This is a genomic window from Sphingomonas sp. SKA58 (genome assembly GCF_000153545.1).
GTDB lineage: Bacteria > Pseudomonadota > Alphaproteobacteria > Sphingomonadales > Sphingomonadaceae > Sphingobium > Sphingobium soli.
In genome coordinates this window covers 30,030-51,165 of sequence record NZ_CH959309.1, presented here as the reverse complement: position 1 = coordinate 51,165, position 21,136 = coordinate 30,030, and the positions used below count along the sequence as shown (strand labels likewise).

The window sequence follows — 21,136 nt, the reverse complement described above, 5'->3', positions numbered from 1 at the left end:
CGAGGGGTGGGGGCTCGGGCTGCGTATTGTCTCATGGGATCTACAGGAGAATGTTCCAATGCGTTTCTTTTCGCCTCTCGCAGTTATCGCCGCCGTCGGCCTGAGTGTTTCTGCTCCGGCCTACGCGCATCCCAAGCTTGTGTCCTCGACGCCCGCCGCGAACGCCAGCGTCTCGGCGCCGTCGCGTATAACGCTCACCTTCAGTGAAGGTCTGATGCCGAAGCTGTCGGGCGCCGAGATCGTGATGACCGGCATGCCCGGCATGCCCAACCACCGCATGGCGGTAACCGGCTTCAAGACGTCCGTCGAAGGCGACAAGACGCTCGTGCTGACGCTCGCCAAGCCGCTCATGGCGGGCAGCTATCAGGTCGCCTGGCACGTCGTCTCGACCGACACGCACCGCATCCAGGGCAATCTCGCCTTTACCGTCAAGTGACGCCATGAACGACGTGGCACTCGTCGCCGTCCGCTGGGCGCTCTACGTCGATCTCGGCCTGTTGTTCGGCCTGCCGCTGTTCGCGCTCTATGCGCCCGGCGGCGGCCGGATGGTACAGCGGCATCTGCCGATGGTAGCAATGGTGGCCGGTCTCGCCTGTCTCGCCCTCCTGCTGTCGGCGCTGGGGTTCGCGTTGCAGGCAGCGGCCATGACCGGGCTGCCGCTCACCCAGCCTGATCTTTCCATGGTCGCAGAGCTGTTCAACGGCACGTCCATGGGAACGGCGCTGAAGGCGCGCCTCGTCGCGCTCCTCGTTCTTCTGCTCTCCATCCCCTTCTATCGCCGGCAATCCCGTCCTGCCTTCATCGCCTCCACTCTGGCAGGCGCGGTCGCACTCGCGACCCTCGCCTGGAGCGGGCATGGCGCGGCCGGCGAAGGCGAGGCGGGCTGGCTGCAACTGGGGGCCGATCTCATCCATCTGCTCGCCGCGGGCGCCTGGGTCGGCGCGCTTGCCGCATTCCTTGCGCTGGTTCTTACCAGGCTCGCAACCGATGATCTCGCCACTGAAGACATGGACCGGGTCATGCTCGCCGAGGAAGCGCTGCGGGGCTTCTCCTTCGTCGGCACGATCATCGTCGCCCTGCTGATCCTGACCGGGACGGTGAACGGCTGGTTCCTGGTCGGCCCGGGCAACATCGCGTCTCTCGGGCAGTCGACCTACGGCCTGCTGCTCATCGCCAAGCTGCTGCTCTTCGCCGGCATGCTGGGCCTGGCCGCGCTCAACCGTTATCGCCTGACCCCGGCACTTGCGCAGGCGATCGAGGAAGAGGACGCGCCACGGGCGCAGGCGCTGCTGCGCGCGAGCCTCGTCGTCGAAGGCGGTCTTGCGATCGTCATTCTCGGGCTGGTCGCCTGGCTGGGGACACTGTCGCCACCCATGTCGATGTAGTTTATCGTTTCGAACGCCTCGCGTTGGGAGAAGCCAATGCAATCGTACACCCCGCCGCGCGGGACTGGATCGACGAAAGACTATGATCGCGCGATCCGCCTGTGGGCGCGGGAGAAGCGGTGGCGTGCCGCCATGCTTGCCATGCTGCGCCCGGATTGGCGCCTGGTAATCGCCGATTATGGCCGCCAGCACGGGTCTCATGCGGCTCGCCTTCCGCCTGACCGTGCAGCGGCTCGATGGCATCGACGATACCCAGCCCAATGCCGACGGCGTGCTCCCCGGCCTGATGGCGGCCAAGCGAACGGGCCCGCCGATTTGGCCACTTAGGCGATTACGTATTGACCCTGACACGGTGTCAGACCCTAGATCGTCAGGCGTCGAAAGGAGCGAGGCGATGAACGAGACACATGGAGCGGCGCATGGCGGCGGTTGCTGCGGCGGCCACGGCACCGCTAAAGCGGCGACCGGCGTCAAGGACCCGGTCTGCGGCATGACCGTCGACCCGGCGACCACGGCGCATCACGCCGAGCATAGCGGTGAAAGCTATCATTTCTGCAGCGCGGGCTGCCGGACCAAATTCATCGCCGATCCCGAGCGCTATCTCGGCCCGCCGACGCCGCCGGTCGCGGCGCCCGAAGGCACGATCTGGACCTGCCCGATGCATCCCGAGATCCGCCAGGACCATCCCGGGTCCTGTCCGATCTGCGGCATGGCGCTCGAACCCGCGACCGTGACCGCCGACAGCGGCCCCAGCCACGAGCTAGTCGATTTCACGCGGCGCTTCTGGGTCGGCCTCGTGCTGGCTCTCCCGGTGCTGATCCTCGAGATGGGCGCGCATGTCTTTCCCGCGATCCATCGCCTCGTGCCGATGTCTATCTCGGTATGGATCCAGTTCGTGCTGGCGACACCCGTCGTGCTGTGGGCGGGCTGGCCGTTCTTCGAGCGTGGCTGGGCCTCGCTCAAGACCCGCAACTTCAACATGTTCACCCTGATCGCGATGGGGACCGGGGTCGCCTGGATCTACAGCGTCATCGCGACGCTCGCGCCTCAGCTGTTCCCGCCGGCCTTCCGCGGCGAGGACGGCATGGTTGCCGTCTATTTCGAGGCGGCCGCGGTGATCACCGTCCTCGTGCTGCTCGGCCAGATGCTCGAACTGCGCGCGCGGGAACGCACCTCGGGCGCGATCAAGGCGCTGCTCAACCTTGCACCAAAGACCGCGCGCCGGATCGGTTCTGATGGGAACGAAGAGGAAATCAGCCTTGATCTGGTTGCGGTGGGCGACCGCCTGCGGGTGCGGCCGGGCGAGAAGGTGCCGGTCGACGGCGTAGTCGAGGACGGCCGCTCCTCGCTCGACGAGTCGATGGTCACCGGCGAATCCATGCCCGTCACCAAGGCAAAGGCCGACACAGTGATCGGCGGCACGCTCAACCAGACCGGTGCGCTGGTGATCGTCGCCGACAAGGTCGGCCGCGATACCATGCTCGCACGCATCGTCCAGATGGTCGCTGAGGCGCAGCGCTCGCGCGCGCCGATCCAGCGCATGGCCGATCAGGTGTCGGGCTGGTTTGTGCCCGTGGTCATCGCGGTCGCGGCCGTCGCGTTCATCGCCTGGGGCATCTGGGGTCCCGAGCCGCGCTTCGCCTATGGGCTGGTGGCGGCGGTCGCCGTGCTGATCATCGCCTGTCCCTGCGCACTGGGGCTGGCAACGCCGATGTCGATCATGGTCGGGGTCGGCCGCGGCGCCGGGCTCGGTGTCCTCATCAAAAATGCCGAAGCACTCGAGCATATGGAGAAGGTCGACACTCTCGTCGTCGACAAGACAGGCACGCTGACCGAAGGCCGGCCTGCCGTCACCCAGGTCGTGCCGGCGCCCGGCTTCGACGAAGCCGAGCTGCTGCGTCTTGCCGCCTCGGTCGAGCGGGCGTCCGAGCATCCGCTCGCGTTGGCAATCGTCGAGGCCGCGAAGGATCGCGGCATCGTCACGAGCGACGTCATCGACTTCGACTCGCCGACCGGGCGCGGCGCGCTCGGCACGGTCGAAGGGCGGCGCATCGTCCTCGGCAATGCGCAGTTCCTTGCCGACGAAGGGGTTGCGACCGATGCGCTCGCCAGCCAGGCCGACGCGCTGCGCCGGGATGGCGCCACCGCGATCTTCATCGGGGTCGACGGCACAGTCGGCGGCGCCTTCGCGATCGCCGATCCGGTGAAGGCCACGACACCAGAAGCGCTCGCCGCGCTCAAGGCGGAGGGCATTCGCGTGGTCATGCTGACCGGCGACAACCGCACGACCGCGGAAGCGGTCGCCCGACGCCTGGGCATCGACGAGGTCGAAGCCGAGGTGCTGCCCGATCAGAAGAGCGCCGTGGTCGCCAGGTTCAAGCGCGAGGGGCGGGTCGTCGCCATGGCCGGCGACGGTGTCAACGACGCCCCCGCGTTGGCCGCCGCCGACGTCGGCATCGCCATGGGTTCCGGCACCGACGTCGCGATCGAGAGCGCTGGCGTCACGCTGCTCAAGGGCGACCTGACTGGCATCGTCCGGGCGCGGCGGCTCAGCCAAGCGACCATGTCGAACATCCGCCAGAATCTCGTCTTCGCCTTCATCTACAATGTCGCGGGCGTGCCCGTAGCGGCGGGTGCGCTCTATCCGCTGTTCGGTATTCTGCTCTCGCCCATTATCGCGGCGGCGGCGATGGCGCTCTCTTCGGTGAGCGTGGTCACCAACGCGCTGCGCCTCAACCGGAAAGCACTGTGAACATCGGCGAGACGTCACGGCAGAGCGGCGTCTCTGAGCGGATGATCCGCCATTATGAAAAGATCGGCCTCATCCCGGCGCCGGCGCGTCGGGGTGCTGGCTATCGTGACTATGGCGAGCGCGACCTCCATCGCCTCCGGTTTATCGCCAATGCCCGCGATCTCGGCTTCCCGATCGAGGAGATCCGCACGTTGCTCAGCCTTTGGGCCAATACCGGCCGTGCCAGCGCGGAGGTGAAGCGGCTTGCCCTTGCCCGCGCCGATGAGTTTCAGCGCAAAGCCGAGGCGTTGACGGCGCTGCGCGACACGCTAATCGACCTGGCTGAGCGCTGCCAAGGCGACGAGCGGCCGGATTGTCCGATCATCGCCGAACTGGCCGCGGCCCGATCCGCATAGCATCCGGCATCGCACGGCCGAGAATTTTAGGGGTGCCCGTTTTCGGTCGATTCGTGCAGGTCGACGGCGAAAGCGATCCGCAACAGGTCGGGCAGGCTTTGCGCGTTGAGTTTGATCATCAGACTGGCCCGATGCAGCTCGACCGTGCGCGACGTGACGCCGAGTTCATCTGCGATAAGGCTATTTGGATAGCCTCGCGAAATTCCTCTCAGAACGGCCCGTTCGCGCTGCGTCAGTCTCGCGGCTTTCGAAAGAGCGTCGGCCTGTTCGGAGGCACGACGGGCTATACTCTCAAGCCAGCTGAAGCCGCGGTCGATCGCGCCGAGCAATGCGGCCTTCTCGACCGGTTTGGCGAGAAAGTCGGCAGCGCCCGCCTTCATCGCCTGTACGGCGAGCGTAGGATCGCCATTGCCCGTCAGCACCACGACGGGCATGTCGATACCGCGTCGCGTCAGCTCCGCCTGAACCTGCAGGCCGTCCATGTCGGGCATGTGCATGTCGAGAACCACGCAGCCTTTCTCGGCGTCCTCTGCGCTCAACAGAAACTCCGGCCCCGAAGCGTAGGCTTCTACGGCAAACCCTGCGGTCCGCAACGTGAAACTTAGTGCTTTTCGTATTGTCTCTTCGTCATCGACGATATGCACGACGCGCTTGTTCCCCATAGCCCCCGAGATCGATCAATACGCAGTGCCGCGAGGGCAGCGCTTCAAGGGATACTTCTCTGCACGTTGGACTATGGTCCCAGGTCAAGAGTAAAAATTTGGCGAGGCAAAACGGCGAAGGACAGCGAAACTGTGAGGGTTCGGCTACTCCGCTCACACCAATGCCGCGGTCGCTGCGGCTCATTGCCGGGTCTCTGCTCCGGACGATGCATGCGAGTTGCCCGCGCCGCCCTCGGCGCGATCGAGCCATCGCTACGCTTCCATCACATCGTCGACCGGCAGCGGGTTACTGGCGCCCGGCGGGCGAGGGGGGCGGGTTGGCCCTTGACGGCTGCGCGATCGGACGCCCAGGATAGCAGGGTGGCGCGCTTTACTTCGGGCTCAAGCTTCAGGTGCCCAGCAACGTCGAGGGGATCGATGAACGAGCGTGTGTGCGACACGACATATCCTCCTTCCCTGCCGCGATTTTCTCCGAAAGGGAGATCTCAGGAGATTGGTTCGGACTCGTTTAGGGTCAATGGATGAGGACGCGCACAGCGTTTGCCGGGCGTTCATTTCCGTCTTAGAACTGACGCGCAGCACGCCATTCAATCCGGTGGCGAACGGCCTCCGCGATCGCTGGCATGACGTCTATATCATTCGACGCATGTGCAACCGCGTTCGTGCTGACGATCCTTTCGACAAGCCCACCCAGAACCTGCGCTGCATCGCCGGCAAAAAGCGGATGCACGACCACGCAATCCGGTCGCGCGAACCCCATGCCGACCAGTTGGCGCGCCGCCTCGGTGAGGGTCCGACCGGATGAGGCGATATCGTCGACCAGCACCGGCTGGCGATCGAGAAACGCTGGGGCATTCGGAATCGAGATGGTGACGTGACGGTCGCCGGATCGGATTTTCTCGCACACGAGAAACGGAGCATCGGCATCGGCCGCCACCTGCGAGACCCACTGTTCGCTTTCCAGGTCCGGACCGATGATCAGCGGGCGAGCGACATTGCGCTTGATCCACGAGGCCAAAAACGGCGCGGCATGAACAACCTGGGTTGGGATGCGGTAGATTTCCGACAATTCATGGTAGCGATGGAGATGCGGATCGACCGTCACCAGCCAGTCGAGATGGCGAGACAGGATCGCAGCAAAGGTTCGCGACGTCACCGCCTCGCCGGCATGGAAGCGTATGTCCTGGCGCATGTAAGCGAGGTAAGGGGCGACGAGCCCGATCCTGCGAGCGCCAAGATCGCGCGCGGTGTCGGCTGCGAACAGCAGCGGCAACAGCTTGGCGTCCGGATGATCGAGACTGGACAGCAGGATGACCTCGCGGTCGCTGACGTCGTTTCCGACCCTGAGATAGGTTTCCCCGTCAGGAAACTGACGATGCTCGATCGTGCCGACCTCTGCATCGAGCGCGGCGGATAGCGGCTGTGCCAGGGCCTCGCTGCCAGACAGCGCGAACAGCACGGGACGGTTCATAGCGCTTCAATCCCGAAGATCGGCCCGTCGCTCACCGCATAGGCCGCCGCATAGTCGAGCTCGCCCGGGCTCTCGGCATGAATGCTACACAAGGGAGCCCCGGCATCCACCATCTGGTTCAGCCGACACTGCAGCGCGACGCCGGCGGCCTTGGCCATCGGCGCGCCGGCAAGCTTCGCGACCGTCGCGAGCTTGCGATTGTCGATACTCACCAGGCGGCCGCTATAGGGAGCGATCATATCCTGTTGGAACCGGGCGACCGGTGGAGCCCGCATGCCGCCCTGCGCTTCGCAGATACGTTGGAACTTGGCCCAGGCCCGGCCGCTTTCGAGGCACGCCCGCGCACGCGCATAACCTTCGCGGGCCGGGGCTGCGTCCGCGAGCTCAAGCAGTCCTCCCGCCAGCTCGCAGGCCCGGTGGGCGAGATCCTCGGCGCCCGGCTGCCCCTGGAGCACGGCAAGGATATCCTGCGCCTCGAGCGCCGGACCGATGCCCCGTCCGATCGGCTCGGCGCCGGGGCCGCGCATCACGCGCGTGCGAAGCCCGAAGGCTTGGGCGACAGAGCTCAGCGCCCGCTCGAGCGTGTCGGCGGCATCGGCGCCGCGTACCTTGGCGGTCGGCCCGACCGGGATGTCGATGACCAGATGGGTCGCACCGGCCGCGATTTTCTTGGACAGCACCGAGGCGACCATCTGCCCGACGGCATCGATATCGAGCACCCGTTCCACGCCGATGATCACATCGTCGGCAGGGCTGAGGTTGACGGCGCCGCCCCAGGCGATGCAGCCGCCTTCGCGCTCGACCACCTTGCGGATTGCGGAAACGTCGAGGTCGACAGGTGCCAGCACCTCCATCGTGTCCGCCGTGCCGGCCGGTGAGGTGATCGCCCGCGACGATGTCTTGGGCATGATCAGGCCCTCCGCGGCCATGATCGAGACGATGATCGGCGTGGTGCGATTGCCCGGCAAGCCACCGACGCTATGCTTGTCGACGATGACCGTTCCGGGCCACTGCAATCGCTCGCCGACATCGACCATCGCCCTGGTCAGGCTGATCGTTTCGTCCGTATCGAGCGGGACCGCTGAGCAGGCCGTGACGAACGCCGAGAGATGGACATCGCTATAGCGTCGCTCGGCGATGTCGGTGATGATCGCTGAAAAAGCCCCGTCACTGAGACGATTGCCATAGATGCGCCGACGCACTTCGGCGAGCGAGGCGAGAGGCTGGGCGTGCGCGATCTCGACCGGATCGCCATCGCTGACGCCGAGCCGCTGCCATGCGGATTCGGAGAGGCCGATCTCGCCGGGCGCTGGAGTCTCCGCGGAGCTGTGCAGCAGCGAGACGACGATTTCCCGCCCGCCGGCGCGCAGCGCGACCTGCGCGCGGGACGCAAGACCTTCCGAGCGGCAGACGGGACAGTCGTGGCGCATGACCGCGATCAGATCGCTTCCGGCAGCCGACAGGCCGATGCGGCGTGCCCGCAGCGTCGTCGCGACAGGCTCTGCTTCGGCGTCCTCGATGATCCCGGGCTTCACGCGAGCATGCCCCAGCTACCCAGCGCCGGTACGCTGCATGCCCAACCCAGTTCCTCCGAGACACGCTTCGCCAGGACCTGGGCGCCGGTCGGCTCGCCATGGGTGACATAGACGTGGCGCGGGGCCTCGTGCAGCGACCCGAGCCAGCGCATGAGTTCGTCGCTGTCGGCATGCGCCGAGAGCATCGTCAGGTTGGCGACCTCGGCTTCGACCGGGATATACTCGCCGTGGATCTTGATCGTCCGGGCGCCGCCGATCATGGCGGCGCCGCGGGTGCCCGCCGCCTGGAAGCCCGAGAAGAGGATGAGGTTCTTCCCATCCGGCGCGAAGCGCTTGAGATGGTGGAGCACGCGGCCGCCCGTTGCCATTCCACTGGCCGAGATGATGACCTTGGGGGTGGGGTTGGCGGTGAGTTCCTTGGATTCCTCCACTTCGCGCACATAGTGCGCGACGCTGCACGCCGCTTCGCACTCGGCGCGAGCCAGGCGATGCTCGTCCATGAAATCGCACATCAGCCCGCTCGCGTTGATCGCCATCGGGCTGTCGAGGAAGATCGGGATGTCGCGGAGGCGTCCCTGCGCGCGCAGACGCGAGAAATGATAGAGAAGCGACTGAACCCGTCCCACGGCGAAGGCCGGGATCACCACCGTCCCGCCTCTCTCGACGCATCGCTCGACATGATCTCCAAGCGTCTTTGTCGGATCGACCTGCTCGTGGCGCCGATCGCCATAGGTCGATTCCACCAGGACATAGTCGGCGCGCGCGGGCGGCTCGGGATCCTTCATCACCGCATCGCCGTAACGGCCGATATCGCCTGAGAAGAGGATTGTCCGCCCCTTCCAGTCGATCTCGATCGACGCCGCGCCGAGGATGTGGCCGGCGCGATGGTAGCGCACCCTGATGCCGTCCGTGACTGCATGCCACGCTCCGAACTCGATCGGGCGGAAGAGCTGCAATGCCAGACGCGCGTCGGCCTGGGTGTAGAGGGGCAGCGCCGGCTGGTGCCTGGAGAAGCCGTGCTGGTTGGCGAACTCCGCATCCTTTTCCTGCAGATGGCCGCTGTCGGGAAGAAGGAGCTCGCACAGGGCCGCGGTCGCCCGCGTGGCAAGGACGGTCCCGTCCCAGCCCAGGCGCGCCATGCGCGGTAGTGCGCCCGAGTGATCGAGATGGGCGTGGGTCAGCAGCACCTGGCCGACATCCGCGACTTCGGGTGGGATCGATGCCCAATTAAGGCGGCGCAGATCCCTGGGTCCCTGAAACAGGCCGGAATCGACCACGATCTGAGTTTCACCATCGTCCACCAGATAACGCGACCCTGTGACCGTTCCCGATGCGCCGAGAAAGGCAACGCCGAGACCATCGGCCGGGCGCTTGGCCAGATCGATCCTTGCTTCACGCTCGAAGATGGTCACGCGGGAATGGTGCCGTTTCTTTCTCTTTTGCATGGACGCGGGCCTGCCTCTCACGATTATGTTCGTGAGCGCAGCATTGGTTCGCGGACGCCGCACGCCTATACGCAAAATCCGCAGCACGACTGCTGCTCCCCGACAGCTGCGTCGCCCGAACGCCGATGGCCGATCCCATCGATCGCCTTACCCATGCCTGCGCGATGCCCGGGGGACTTCGGTCTCTACTTATACCTTGCTCCTTGGACTCGAGCCTATGCTGCCCGGACGTTGACCAGAAGAGGACGGCATATGGGCGAACATGACCATCGCATGCGCAAGCGCGGCAAGATCGTTCTGATCGGCTTCCTGCTCGTCGCTAGCTTCTTCCTCCTCACCGAGCATACCGCGCACTTCCTGGGTGTGCTGCCCTATCTCATCCTGCTCGCCTGCCCGCTCATGCACCTGTTCATGCACCGCGGCCATGGTGGGCATCAGCATGGCCATGAGCCCGGTCAGGCACCCGCCGGCTTACCGGCCAATCCCAACGGCCGCATCGAAGGAGAGTCGCGATGACGCACGCCGACTATGGCTATGGTCTGTGGGGGCTCGCGCTGGTTAACGCCGCCGTTTTCATCCTCTTTGCGTTCAGCTTCTTCAAGCCGGCAACTAAACGAGACTGGCGCAGTTTGGGGGCGTTCAGCGCTTTCATCATAGCGCTCTTCGCGGAAATGTATGGCTTCCCGCTCACGATCTTCGTGCTTTCGGGGTGGCTCCAGTCGTATTTCCCCGCTGTCGACTGGTGGAGCCACGATGCTGGACATCTCCTGGAGATGATGTTCGGCTGGCGAGTTAATCCCCATTACGGTCCATTCCACATCGCCAGCTTTGTGCTGATCGGCGTGGGTTACTGGCTGATCTCGGTTGCATGGACGGCCCTTCACTTGAGTCAGCGCAAACACCAATTGGCCCTTACTGGGATTTATGCCCGGATCCGGCACCCGCAATATGTCGGCTTCATTCTCGTCATGCTCGGCTTTTTGCTACAATGGCCGACCCTTTTGACCCTTGCTATGTTTCCGGTGCTCGTCGTGATGTATATTCGGCTGGCTCGGCATGAGGAAAAGGAGGCGCTAGCCAACTTCGGCGAGGTTTACCGCGATTATATGGCTCGCGTGCCCGGCTTCATTCCGAATCTGACAATCCATTCGCGTCGAAGAAGGCCATGGCGATCCTTGACGGGAATGGCTGATGTAATTGCCGGCAAGGTCAATGCTGACGTTCTGACTGGCCTTATTATTCGGACATCGTTACCCGACCTCACAGCACACTACTGCAGCAATCCCGGTTCGACTGCGCAATCATCTTGAGAGGGCAAGTTCGCCTTGCACGGGCAGATTCGGTGTGGAGCTGATGCCCGGCACTAGACGCAGAGCATCGCCGATCAAGGTATAGACGGCGTGGCGCTGGCCGCCACGGTTCCGATGGTCGACGCGATAGCCCTGATAATGTCGGCGGAGCAGGCCTGCATTCACCAGTTCGGAAACGGCGCGACTGAGATTACTCTTGCCGGCTGTGCGAATGCGTGCCCGCATTTCCTCCGCGATCACGCCGCGCCTTTTCTCCGGATCGCCGGGGAGCAGTCCGTTTCTAGCGAGGTCGCTCTCGACCCGCTTGGCCAGCGTAATGCTGCGCGGACCACGCTGGGCCATCGGGGTCAATGCGTCGCATAGCCAATCGCGCAGGGAAACGAGCCCATCGTTCCGCCTGACCCAGGGACCGGCGCTTCCATCTGGCCCCGCCACCTGGGCGATCAGGTTGAGCAGCATGAAGGCATAACGGGGCCGGCTCGATACGGTCGCCAGCGTCTCGAGCACGGCCGCGACATCACAGCCAATGGAGGGTTCAAGAGGCTTGCCTGCATGAAACATAACATGATGGAATCAAGCACAAAGCAGGATCAATGTGAATCCCAAATCGGCGGCTACAGACGGGTTGTCAGCTATGACACTTTGCCGGCGGATAAAGTGTCATAGGCGATCCATTCTAATCGTAGATTGTTGCGAATCGTTCTCAACTCATCCTGATAATCATGGCGCTCGCCGCTTAGGTGTGGACGAGCCGTCTCCTCGCGAACGAGCTTCCGTCGCCTATGGCGAACAGGATAAAAGACTGCGGCCGCCTTGATGATCTCACGCGCTTTGCGACGGACTGTCAGCGTGCTGAAACCCTTGGCGATCTGCATGGCACGATCGATGCCGCCGTGCGCGATCTTGGCTTCCGCTGGTTCACGCTGCTTCACAATATCGACCTTCGGCGCGGCGACGAGCAAAGCCTGTTCCTCACAACCTATCCGTCGGCCTGGCTCGAGGAAGTGCTCGAAGAGCGCCATTATCTCGAAGATCCCATCCATGCGGCCTGCGCACGTACGCCCTCTGGACTGGCCTGGGACCGTGTCGGCGACGTGCTGGAGCTCACGCCGCGCCAGCGAGGCATCCTTGACCGCGCCCGGGATCATGACCTTGCATCGGGCTACAGTTTGCCGATCCGGACCCCGGGCGAGCCCGAGGCGATCTTCACTGCGGCCCGATCACGCGACGAGCCGCTGAGTGCAGAAGAGGTTCTGACCGCCCGTCTGCTCGGCTCGGTCGCTTATGATCGGGCGCGCGAGCTGCTTGGCGAAAGGGCAGGGCCATTGGCCTGCGTCCCTCTCAGTCCTCGCCAGGTCGAATGCATCGCGCTCGTCGCGCAAGGCAAAAGCGACTGGGAGATCGGCCAGATCCTCGGCCTCAGCCGCGATACCGTGCACGAATATGTTGAATCGGCCCGCAGGCGTTATGGCGTGCGACGACGCACGCAGCTGGTGCTGCGCGCGGTTCGCGATGGTCATCTCAACATGGAAGCGCTGCTCTGATCTCGCCGGCCATATGATGATCGGGCTTGGGCAAGTTCAGGATTTCTGCGCTGTCGCTGGCGCGATCAAGGACGCTACGGCCTTGTCTGACCTGATGGCCGAAATCACGAAGGCCATGGGCTTTCGGCACTATGCCCTGGTCCATCATGTCGACCTGAAGCCTGCGGTTCGCTCGGTCCACATCGTCGACTATCCGCAAGACTGGGTGGAGCGCTTCCAGGCGAGACGCCTCTATGCGAGCGACCCGATCCACCGCGCCAGCCATCGCACCAATGTGGGCTTTGCCTGGTCGGCGGTTCAGTCGATCATCTCTCTGACGGCCGCCGATCGCTCGATCCTGGCAGAAGCCTACGAGGCCGGGCTGGGCGACGGCTTCACCGTTCCGGCCCATATTCCTGGCGAGCTCAATGGATCCTGTTCCTTCGCGATGGCGGCGGGCGAGATGCTCGACCATCGGCAGCTGCCGTTCGTGCAGCTCGTCGGCAGCTTCGCGTTCGAAGCGGCACGCAAGATTTCCCGGATCCACGCGCCGCAATCCGAATGCCCGAGCCTGACCGAAAGGCAGGCCGAATGCGTGGCGCTGGTCGCGCGGGGCAAGACCGATTGGGAGATCAGCCAGATCCTCGGCATCGGCCAGGAAACGGTGATCCAGCATGTGAAGGATGCGCGCGACCGCTATGGCGTCACCAAGCGCACCCTCCTCGCCATTCGCGCCTTGTTCGAAGGGCAAATCAGCTTTGCCGATGTGTTCGGCCGATGATCTCCCCAGAACTGGGGATAACGCAAAAAAAGCCGCCTCTGATCGACTGACAGGCCTCACCAAAAGGAGGCTGTCATGCACATCGGGACCGGCTTTTCGCAAGCCATGGAACACCGCCTGTTTCGCTCCATGTTCGAGGAGCGCAAGCGGGTCTTCGTCGATCTTCTTCGCTGGGACGTTCCGGTCATCGCCGGTCGCTACGAGATCGATCAGTTCGACAATGATCGCGCCGTCTACATCGTTGTTACCGGGGACGACGGGGAACACCGGGCCTCCGCACGGCTTCTGCCGACCACGCACGAGCATATTCTCGGCACGATCTTCCCGGATCTTTGCGAGGAAGCGCCGCCGCGCGGCAGTGCTATCCTGGAAATCACCCGCTTTTGCCTTGCGCGAAAATTGCGCGCCCGGGAGCGTCTCGAGCTGCGCAATCAGCTGGTCACCGCGCTCGTCGAATATGCCCTCGCCAACCAGATCCACAGCTTCACCGGGGTCGCCGAGTGGCCGTGGTTCCAGCAGATCCTGGGTTTCGGCTGGACTTGCCGACCATTGGGTCTTCCCACGTCCGAGCAAGGGCGAAGTCTCGTCGCCTTGCAAATCGATGTGGACGACCGAACGCGCGAGCAGCTGCGCGCGAGCGGCATTTTCCGCCCTGTCGGCCTTGCCGATCTTCCCGCCGCAGCATGAGGAGGGCGATCATGGCCACGATCGCACGGCGCGGCGTCTCCGCCGCGACCAAAGCCGACGAAAATCTGCGGCAGCACGGCTTCTGCATCCTGCGGGATGTCGAGTCTCGGTCACGCATCGAGGAGATCAATCGATCCCTCCATCCGCGTTTTGCCGCCACGCCTTTCTGCCAGGGCGGATTCTACGGCCCTCGGACAAAACGCTTCGGTGGCCTGCTGAAGCGCGCGCCGACGGTTGAAAGTCTTGTCCAAAACCCTGCCGTCATGCGCCTCGTCCACGCTATCCTCGAGCCCTGGTGCGACACGGTCCAGCTCAACCTCACGCAAGCGCTCGAGCTGCACCCGGGGGCGCCAGCGCAATTTCCGCACCGGGATCAGGACATGTGGCGCGGTCCGACCGGCGAGCTCGAATATCTCGTCAACGTCATGTGGCCGATTTCGCCGTTCAAGGCCGAAAATGGGGCGACGCTGGTCTGGCCGGGGAGCCACAATGGCGGGCAGGGCGACGACGGCGCGGAGCCGGTCGCCATCGAAGCGGATCCGGGATCGGCGATCATATTCCTGGGATCGACCCTCCATGGCGCCGGCGCGAATCGTTCAAACGCGGTGCGCCGAGGCATCATCGTCAGCTACTGCCTCGGCTGGCTGAAGCCCTATGAGAACCAGTGGCTGACCTATCCGCCCGAGGTGGCCAGCGCATTCTATCCCGAGCTTGCCGCGCTGGTCGGCTACCAGCAGCACCGCCCCAATCTCGGCAATTATGACGGGCAGTGCCCGTCCATCCTGCTCGGCGGCGATCCGCCAGACCATCTCGCCGCAATCGATGCTCTCCGGCCCGACCAGGAAGGCGCTCTGTCCGAATTCCTGCGGCAGCAAACCGATCAACTCCCCCCCCGGCTAGGGGGATTGCCGAAATCGAGCGCGGTCGGAACAAAAGAGAGGTGAAATCCAACGGATAGCTGACGGCATTTCCCGACGCGGGAGCTGTCTCTCGCGGGGGAAGACCCGATGCAACGTGCAATATTCGGCATGGCGATGCTCGCCCTCGCCACAGCCCTTCCAAGCGCACCGGCAGCGGCGAATGACCTGGGCTGCCAGGTTCTCCTGTGTCTTTCCAATCCCGGTGGCGCGACCCAATACGCGCAATGCGTGTCGCCGATGACCAAGCTATGGCAACGCTTGGCCACCGGCGGCGCCTTTCCCGGCTGTAGCGGCGGCGTCGCCCGCACGAAGGTCTATGATCGCGATTCCACAACTCGCCGCCGGGTGGTCATCACGTTCAACGACGGCCGCAGCCAGACCTTCTCGCTGGCCGGCATCGAGCGTTTGGACGGCGGCCGCCGATGATCCTCGATGTCGCCACCCTTCTTTCGCTTGCAGGAGCTTGCGCACCGACGGCGGCGCCTGAGACGCTCATTTCGATCGTCCACACGGAGAGCCGGTTCAACAGTCTCGCAATCGGGGTCAATAGTCCCGGCGTGCGCGCGCCAAAGCCCGCGACCAAGGCGCAGGCAATCGCTGCGGCGCGCAGCCTGATTGGTCGAGGCTACAACATCGATCTCGGCCTGGGACAGATTAACAGCGCCAATCTCGGCTGGCTGGGGCTTTCGGTCGAAAATGCGTTCGAACCCTGCTCCAATTTGGCCGCCGCCGCCCGCGTCATCGCGACCAACTACCAGGCGGTCGCGCGCCTTGCCCCGAGCCGGGATCATGCGATCGCGACCGCCCTTTCGCTGTACAATACCGGCGACCGGCGGCGCGGCTTTCGCAACGGCTATGTCGCCAGGGTCTATGCCAGTGCGTCAGCCGTCATTCCGTTGATCCGGAGTACGGCGCCGGCGACCAGAAACTCGGTCGTTGCCCCAGCGGCTCCGGCCTTCGCTCCGCCACCCGACACCCCTGTTTCGCCACCGGCCGCAGCCGGGTGGAACACAGCGGCGAGGGCGAGCCAGGCCTCGCTCATGGTGTTTGGCGACGGGGCCGCATCTCAGAAAGGACAGCATCCATGACAGCAATCACCGCCCATCAGGGCGGACGGCGCCAATGGGCGCGACTTCTTCTGCGCGTCATCGGCGTGATGGCATTGGCGCTGCTTGTCTCGATGCTGCTGAGCGATCCTGCACACGCGCAGGGGGCTGACGGCATCACGTCGATGGCGGAGAACATCAAGACCTGGCTCACCGGGACTTTCGCCAAGACCATCGCGGTGATCGCGGTCGTGATCGTCGGGTTCATGTTTTTCACCGGGCGCGCCAGCCTCGGCCTTCTGGTGACGGTCATCGTTGGCATCTTCATCGTCTTCAGTGCGCAGTGGATCGTCGACACCATCACGGGTGGCGCGTGAAGGAGAGCGCCGCCCTGGACGAGCGGCTGCGCGAGGAGACGTTGTTTCTGGCGGTCACGCGCCCGACGATGTGGCTCGGCGTGCCGCTCGAAGCCTCGTTGCCGATCGCGCTTGCCGCCTGTCTCACTTTGATCGTCAGCGGCAACCCGCTCTATGCCGGCGCCATCGGAGGCGCCTGTCTCGCCGTCGCACGGCTCATCGTGCGGCACGATGCCAACGCCTTCCGGCTGCTGTGGCTCTGGACCATGACCAAGGCGCGAAGCCGGAACCGCGTCTGGTGGGGCGGCAGTTCCTATTCGCCGCTCCCGGTCGCGGGGCTGAAACGCAAGGGCTTTGCGCGTGGCTAGCGCGGCTGCCCAGCTCCCGCCGCGCAAGACGCCGTGGCGCATATTGCGGCAAGAGGCCGAGCCGGGTCGCTATCTGCCCTATGCGCGCCACGTGACATCGGAGGTGATCGCGCTCGATAGCGGCGACCTCATGATGATGTTCCGCCTTGAAGGGCTTGCGTTCGAGACCGCGGATCCGATCCACCTCAATGACTGGCACGAGAAGCTCAACGGCACCTGGCGCAACATTGCCGACGATCGGCTCGCGCTCTGGACCCACATCGTTCGCCGCCCGGTCGATGACTATCCCGAAGGCCAATTCCGCTCGGACTTCGCGGCCGATCTGGACGAAAAATATCGCGCGCGGGTGACTGCCAAGCGCATGTTCGTCAACGAGCATTATCTGACGCTGATCATGCGACCGGCGGTCGGCTCGGCCGATCGGACCGGGCTTCTCCTCAAGCGCATCGCCAAAGCCAGGGCGGCCGATGAGGAGGTCGACCCCGACGAACTGGCCCGCTTCGAGGAGAAGGCGCGCGATATCGAAAAGCTCCTCCGGCGGTGCAGCCCCGCGCGGCTCGGCCTCTATGAGCAAAATGGCCTCCTATTCTCCAGGCCGCTCGAAGTGCTCGAGCAGGTCATGATGGGCGCAAAGGCCAAGGTGCCGCTGGTCCGAGGCCATCTTGGATCCGCACTCTACGGCGAGCGGGTGATCTTCGGACGCGAGACGGTCGAGATCCGCGCCCATGATGCGAGCCGCTGGCTGGGCATTTTCGGCATCCGGGAATATCCCGCGCTCACCCGTCCCGGTCAGATGAACGCTCTGCTCGGCCAGGATTTCTCGTTCGTCGTGTCGCAATCCTTCACCTTCATGGGGAAGGCGCGCGCGGCCGAAAGGCTGCGGCGCCGGCAGAACCAGATGGCTTCGACCGAGGACGCGGCAGCAAGCCAGGCGCTCGACCTTGAAGACGCCGCCGACGATCTTCAAAGCAATCGGTTCGTCCTTGGCGAACATCACTTCTCGCTTGGGGTGTTTGCCGAGAGCCAGAGGCGACTCGCCGATAATCTGTCGGCCGCGCGGGCCGCGCTCGCGGATGCTGGCCTGGTATCAGCGAGGGAAGGGCCGGCGCTCGAGGCGGCCTTCTGGGCTCAGCTTCCCGGAAATTTCGCGTGGCGGGCGCGGCCGGCGGCAATCACATCGCGGAATTTCGCCGCATTGGCGCCTTTTCATACCTATCCCGCGGGCCGGCCGAGCGGAAATCATTGGGGTCCGGCGATCGCGCTGATGAAAACGGCCGCGCAATCGCCCTACTATTTCAACTTCCATGTCGGGGATCTCGGCCACACGCTCATCATCGGTCCCTCGGGCGCGGGCAAAACGGTCGTTCAGAACTTCCTGATGGCGCAGCTCGAGAAGACGGGCGCGCAGCAGATCTTCATCGACAAGGATCGCGGCGCCGAGATCTACGTGCGGTCTGCTGGCGGGATCTATCTGACGCTGAAGAACGGGGAGCCAACCGGCTTCGCGCCGCTGCGGGCGCTCGAATATGGGCCGCGCAACCTCGTCTTTCTCGGTCGTCTGATCCGGCAGCTGGTGACGCCGCCCGGCAGCACGCTGGGCGTCACCCAGGAGCGCATGATCGACGAAGGCTTGGCGTCGCTCGGGCGGCTCGCGCCGGAGAACCGATCCATTCTGGCCCTGCGCCAGCTGCTCGGCCAGCGCGATCCGGAAGGCATCGGCGCTCGGCTTGAGAAATGGTCGCGAGGCGGATCGCTGGGTTGGGTGTTCGACAACGAGATCGATGCTTTGTCGCTCGATGCGCCGTTCCTCGGCTTCGACATGACCGACTTCCTCGACAATCCGGAAGTTCGCACGCCGATCATGATGTACATGTTCCATCGCATCGACGGCCTTCTGGATGGCCGCCGACTGGTGATCGACATCGATGAGTTCTGGAAGGCGCTGGGCGATGACGCTTTCCGCGCCTTTGCCCAGGATGGCCTGAAGACCTACCGCAAGCAGAACGCCTTCCTGGTTTTCGGCACGCAGAGCCCGGCCGATGCGCTGCGCTCGGATATCTCGCACAGTATCATAGAGCAGGTCGCGACCAAGATCCTGCTGCCAAACCCCTATGGGCGTGAAACGGATTATATCGACGGGCTGGGCCTGACCCAGGCGGAATTCAAGCTCGTCCGTCACGACCTGAACCCGGAATCTCGCCGCTTCCTCATCAAGCAGGGTCATGACTCGATCGTGGTGGAACTGGACCTGGGCGGCCTCTCCGACGAGCTCGCGGTGCTCTCGGGCACCACGGAAACCGTGACACTCCTCGATGCCATTCGCGCTGATGTCGGCGACGACCCGGCGAAATGGCTGCCTCTTTTTCACCAGCAGCGTCGGTCTGCATCGATCAGGAAAGGATGAGCTATGGGTAAGGGCATATACGCAGCACTTGGCGCCATCGCCCTTGGAATGGCGGGGCCTGCAGTCGCGCAAGGTATCCCCGTCTACGACAGCTCCGGCTATCTGCAGGCGCTGGCCACGGTGAAGAACACCCTGTCGATGATCGATCAGGGGAAGGAGCAGATCGCAGAAGCGAAGCAGCTCTATGGCAGCTTCAACCAGGTCACCGACGTCAACGGCATCGCATCATCTCTTTCCACCGATGCCATGCGCCACCTTCTGCCGCGGGAGGCCCGTGACATCAGCCGGCTGATGTCGTCGGACAATGCCAGCCTGGGCTCGCTCGGGAGCTCCGCGACCCGTATCCGGGACGCCAACCGTATCGCTTTGCCGGAATTGCGACCAGGTGCGTCGGCGTATGAGCGCGCTTCCCGCGACAACCTCTTGCGGAACGGCGACCTCGCAGCGCGCGATGCCGCGATCGCGGAGGCGGCCTATGGCGTGTCGGCCCAGCGTACCGCCGGGCTCGAAGAACTGAGAACCTCGCTGGATACGGCTTCGGACGCCAAGCAGGTCATGGATATCCAGGCGAGGGTAGGGGTCGAGAATGCCCATATCCAGAACGACGCCTTGCAATTGCAGGCGCTGCGAATGCGGCAAGAAGCAGACGTCCAGTTGCGATCACAGCGCGAAAGCGAAGCGATACTGGCGACGAAGCTAGAAAGCTTGTCGCAATGACCGCGAGAGCTTTGCTGCTTGGGTTTGCCGCAGCGGGAATGCTCGCAGGATGCGAGCGGGCACCGCGCGGGAAGGACTATCTAACCTCTCACCCGGAAGAGCTCAGAGGACTCGTCAAGGCCTGTGCCGACGGATCACATCCCAACGAACAGGAGTGTTCCAACGCTGAAAGCCTCCGGATTCTCGACAACAAGATGCGGTCGCTTTCGAAATAATCCAGCGCCTTGGAGCTTCGCATGGCCACGGACATGTTCAATTCACTTTACGCGAACGTTGATGGGAAGCTTGATCTTTTCCTCAACGAGCGTCTCCAAAACGTCGTAGAGGTTGTCCGTGGTCCGCTCGCTGTCGGGCTGGTTATCTACATCGCCCTGTTCGGCTACATGGTGATGCGGGGCATCATCAGCGAACCATGGGGTGAGCTATTCTATCGGATGGTGAAGCTCTGTCTGCTGTATGTTGCTGCGACGACGGTCGCCTATTCCGATTGGATCACGACGCCGCTCTTCCACGGAATGCCCGATGCGATCTCCCAAGCTCTCGCCGGTAAGACGATCGACACAGTAGGAGAGGCCTTCGACGACTATTACACTCAAAGTGATGCTATAGTTGCACGGATAGAGACTGAAGCCGCAACGTACAGCGACATTAACCCATATAAACTGGTCCTCTATGCGCTGAGCCTGGGGCTGAAGGCATTAGCTGGGCTCTCGGCAGCGGTTGGATTTGCTATTACTATATTTGCCAAAGTTGCGTTGGCGATCATTATCGCACTTGGCCCCATCTTCATCGCTCTAGCTCTCTTCGAGCCAACGAGGCGTTTTTTCCACGGCTGGCTGGGGCAAGTATTCAACTATATCGTTCTCCTTGCTGTAATCATAGCCATCACGACCCTGATCACAGACCTCGGAGCGGCTGCAACAGCAGCATCTGAAGGCGTCGTGGATACGGCTTTCGGTGCTGTCCTGTTTGCAGCGTACATATTTTTGGGCACGATCTTCTTCTTCCAGGCTCCAGCCATTGCAACGGGAATAGCCGGGGGAGCCGCTGCCGGCGTGGGTGCCTTCGCCGGAACGGCCTGGGGCACGATGGCATCTCCCTTCCGACAGCGTCGCGTCATGCGCAACAGCCGCAACTTGGAGCGCGCCGCTCACCGCGGCGGCACCATCGAAGCGGCGTAGCGAGGCATCTCATGGCTTTTTCTTCACCAATATTCGCGCCTAGCTTCCGCCGTAGCGTCACCTGCCTGGGCGTTGTTCTGGCTGCGCTCGGCGTCGTCGGCTGTGCATCCGGTCCAAAGAAGCTCGCGGTTTGCAATGGCCATCACCTGCGCGACGTGAACATCTATGGAAGCGTCTTACCGGGCTCACCTGTGCCTG

Annotated in this window: 23 protein-coding genes; 18 read left to right on the top strand and 5 right to left on the bottom strand. The window is 63.9% G+C overall.

All coding sequences use genetic code 11. The features are described from left to right. Positions 1 to 58 precede the first annotated feature (58 nt). From copC to cueR, 4 genes are all read left to right on the top strand, one after another. Positions 59 to 436, top strand: a complete 378-nt coding sequence (gene copC / locus SKA58_RS18360) for a copper homeostasis periplasmic binding protein CopC (RefSeq protein WP_007683372.1) — start codon at positions 59 to 61, stop codon at positions 434 to 436. A gap of 4 nt (positions 437 to 440) precedes the next feature. Then, positions 441 to 1,385, top strand: coding sequence for a copper homeostasis membrane protein CopD (gene copD, locus SKA58_RS18355; protein WP_007683373.1), 945 nt, complete (start codon positions 441 to 443; stop codon positions 1,383 to 1,385). 394 nt (positions 1,386 to 1,779) lie between these two features. After that, positions 1,780 to 4,137 (top strand): heavy metal translocating P-type ATPase, encoded by a 2,358-nt coding sequence (locus SKA58_RS18350; RefSeq protein WP_007683374.1) that lies wholly within the window; start codon positions 1,780 to 1,782, stop codon positions 4,135 to 4,137. Next, entirely contained in the window at positions 4,134 to 4,532 is a 399-nt protein-coding gene (cueR, locus tag SKA58_RS18345; protein ID WP_004212744.1) for a Cu(I)-responsive transcriptional regulator, read from the top strand. The genes SKA58_RS18350 and cueR overlap by 4 nt, the downstream gene beginning before the upstream one ends. 26 nt (positions 4,533 to 4,558) lie before the next feature. Here cueR and SKA58_RS18340 read toward each other — a convergent pair whose 3' ends face one another. From SKA58_RS18340 to SKA58_RS18325, 4 genes are all read right to left on the bottom strand, one after another. Continuing rightward, the gene (locus tag SKA58_RS18340) at positions 4,559 to 5,194 is read right to left on the bottom strand and encodes a response regulator transcription factor (RefSeq protein ID WP_007683376.1); all 636 of its coding nucleotides are present in this window, start codon (positions 5,192 to 5,194) and stop codon (positions 4,559 to 4,561) included. 562 nt (positions 5,195 to 5,756) lie between these two features. Beyond that, positions 5,757 to 6,665, bottom strand: a complete 909-nt coding sequence (locus SKA58_RS18335; RefSeq protein ID WP_009823969.1) for a ribose-phosphate pyrophosphokinase — start codon at positions 6,663 to 6,665, stop codon at positions 5,757 to 5,759. After that, positions 6,662 to 8,200 (bottom strand): thymidine phosphorylase family protein, encoded by a 1,539-nt coding sequence (locus tag SKA58_RS18330; RefSeq protein ID WP_007683378.1) that lies wholly within the window; start codon positions 8,198 to 8,200, stop codon positions 6,662 to 6,664. The genes SKA58_RS18335 and SKA58_RS18330 overlap by 4 nt, the downstream gene beginning before the upstream one ends. Then, complete coding sequence (locus SKA58_RS18325; RefSeq protein ID WP_013849921.1) at positions 8,197 to 9,645, bottom strand: MBL fold/beta-CASP domain-containing RNA metallo-hydrolase; 1,449 nt, start codon at positions 9,643 to 9,645, stop codon at positions 8,197 to 8,199. Before SKA58_RS18325 ends, SKA58_RS18330 begins: the two co-directional genes overlap by 4 nt. Before the next feature lie 252 nt (positions 9,646 to 9,897). Between SKA58_RS18325 and SKA58_RS18320 the strand changes: the two genes are divergently transcribed. After that, positions 9,898 to 10,161 carry a DUF2933 domain-containing protein gene (locus SKA58_RS18320; protein ID WP_007683380.1) on the top strand — a complete coding sequence of 88 codons (264 nt, stop codon included), beginning with the start codon at positions 9,898 to 9,900 and terminating at the stop codon, positions 10,159 to 10,161. Then, complete coding sequence (locus SKA58_RS18315) at positions 10,158 to 10,955, top strand: methyltransferase family protein (protein ID WP_009823968.1); 798 nt, start codon at positions 10,158 to 10,160, stop codon at positions 10,953 to 10,955. Before SKA58_RS18320 ends, SKA58_RS18315 begins: the two co-directional genes overlap by 4 nt. On the opposite strand, the gene SKA58_RS18310 is transcribed toward SKA58_RS18315, so the two are convergent. Next, a complete protein-coding gene (locus SKA58_RS18310) occupies positions 10,947 to 11,516 on the bottom strand; it encodes a hypothetical protein (RefSeq protein WP_009823967.1) in 570 nt (189 codons plus the stop codon). The genes SKA58_RS18315 and SKA58_RS18310 overlap by 9 nt on opposite strands. Before the next feature lie 221 nt (positions 11,517 to 11,737). Between SKA58_RS18310 and SKA58_RS18305 the strand changes: the two genes are divergently transcribed. The 12 genes from SKA58_RS18305 (at position 11,738) to SKA58_RS18255 (ending at position 20,938) form a co-directional block, all read left to right on the top strand. Beyond that, the gene (locus SKA58_RS18305; RefSeq protein ID WP_007683383.1) at positions 11,738 to 12,499 is read left to right on the top strand and encodes a helix-turn-helix transcriptional regulator; all 762 of its coding nucleotides are present in this window, start codon (positions 11,738 to 11,740) and stop codon (positions 12,497 to 12,499) included. Positions 12,500 to 12,512: 13 nt separating this feature from the next. Then, entirely contained in the window at positions 12,513 to 13,259 is a 747-nt protein-coding gene (locus tag SKA58_RS18300; protein ID WP_007683385.1) for a LuxR family transcriptional regulator, read from the top strand. Positions 13,260 to 13,334: 75 nt separating this feature from the next. Further along, a complete protein-coding gene (locus SKA58_RS18295) occupies positions 13,335 to 13,946 on the top strand; it encodes an acyl-homoserine-lactone synthase (protein ID WP_007683387.1) in 612 nt (203 codons plus the stop codon). Positions 13,947 to 13,957: 11 nt separating this feature from the next. Beyond that, the gene (locus SKA58_RS18290) at positions 13,958 to 14,890 is read left to right on the top strand and encodes a phytanoyl-CoA dioxygenase family protein (protein ID WP_007683389.1); all 933 of its coding nucleotides are present in this window, start codon (positions 13,958 to 13,960) and stop codon (positions 14,888 to 14,890) included. 63 nt (positions 14,891 to 14,953) lie between these two features. After that, the gene (locus SKA58_RS18285) at positions 14,954 to 15,292 is read left to right on the top strand and encodes a hypothetical protein (protein ID WP_009823965.1); all 339 of its coding nucleotides are present in this window, start codon (positions 14,954 to 14,956) and stop codon (positions 15,290 to 15,292) included. After that, positions 15,289 to 15,954 carry a lytic transglycosylase domain-containing protein gene (locus SKA58_RS18280; RefSeq protein ID WP_009823964.1) on the top strand — a complete coding sequence of 222 codons (666 nt, stop codon included), beginning with the start codon at positions 15,289 to 15,291 and terminating at the stop codon, positions 15,952 to 15,954. The genes SKA58_RS18285 and SKA58_RS18280 overlap by 4 nt, the downstream gene beginning before the upstream one ends. Next, positions 15,951 to 16,289, top strand: coding sequence for a TrbC/VirB2 family protein (locus SKA58_RS18275; RefSeq protein ID WP_009823963.1), 339 nt, complete (start codon positions 15,951 to 15,953; stop codon positions 16,287 to 16,289). Before SKA58_RS18280 ends, SKA58_RS18275 begins: the two co-directional genes overlap by 4 nt. Next, a complete protein-coding gene (locus SKA58_RS18270) occupies positions 16,286 to 16,636 on the top strand; it encodes a type IV secretion system protein VirB3 (protein WP_009823962.1) in 351 nt (116 codons plus the stop codon). Before SKA58_RS18275 ends, SKA58_RS18270 begins: the two co-directional genes overlap by 4 nt. Continuing rightward, positions 16,629 to 19,040, top strand: a complete 2,412-nt coding sequence (locus SKA58_RS18265) for a VirB4 family type IV secretion/conjugal transfer ATPase (protein WP_009823961.1) — start codon at positions 16,629 to 16,631, stop codon at positions 19,038 to 19,040. Before SKA58_RS18270 ends, SKA58_RS18265 begins: the two co-directional genes overlap by 8 nt. A gap of 3 nt (positions 19,041 to 19,043) precedes the next feature. Continuing rightward, positions 19,044 to 19,757 (top strand): type IV secretion system protein, encoded by a 714-nt coding sequence (locus SKA58_RS18260; RefSeq protein WP_007683402.1) that lies wholly within the window; start codon positions 19,044 to 19,046, stop codon positions 19,755 to 19,757. After that, positions 19,754 to 19,972 (top strand): EexN family lipoprotein, encoded by a 219-nt coding sequence (locus SKA58_RS20595; RefSeq protein WP_150132838.1) that lies wholly within the window; start codon positions 19,754 to 19,756, stop codon positions 19,970 to 19,972. Before SKA58_RS18260 ends, SKA58_RS20595 begins: the two co-directional genes overlap by 4 nt. 21 nt (positions 19,973 to 19,993) lie before the next feature. Then, positions 19,994 to 20,938, top strand: coding sequence for a type IV secretion system protein (locus tag SKA58_RS18255; RefSeq protein WP_007683405.1), 945 nt, complete (start codon positions 19,994 to 19,996; stop codon positions 20,936 to 20,938). Positions 20,939 to 21,136 lie beyond the last annotated feature (198 nt).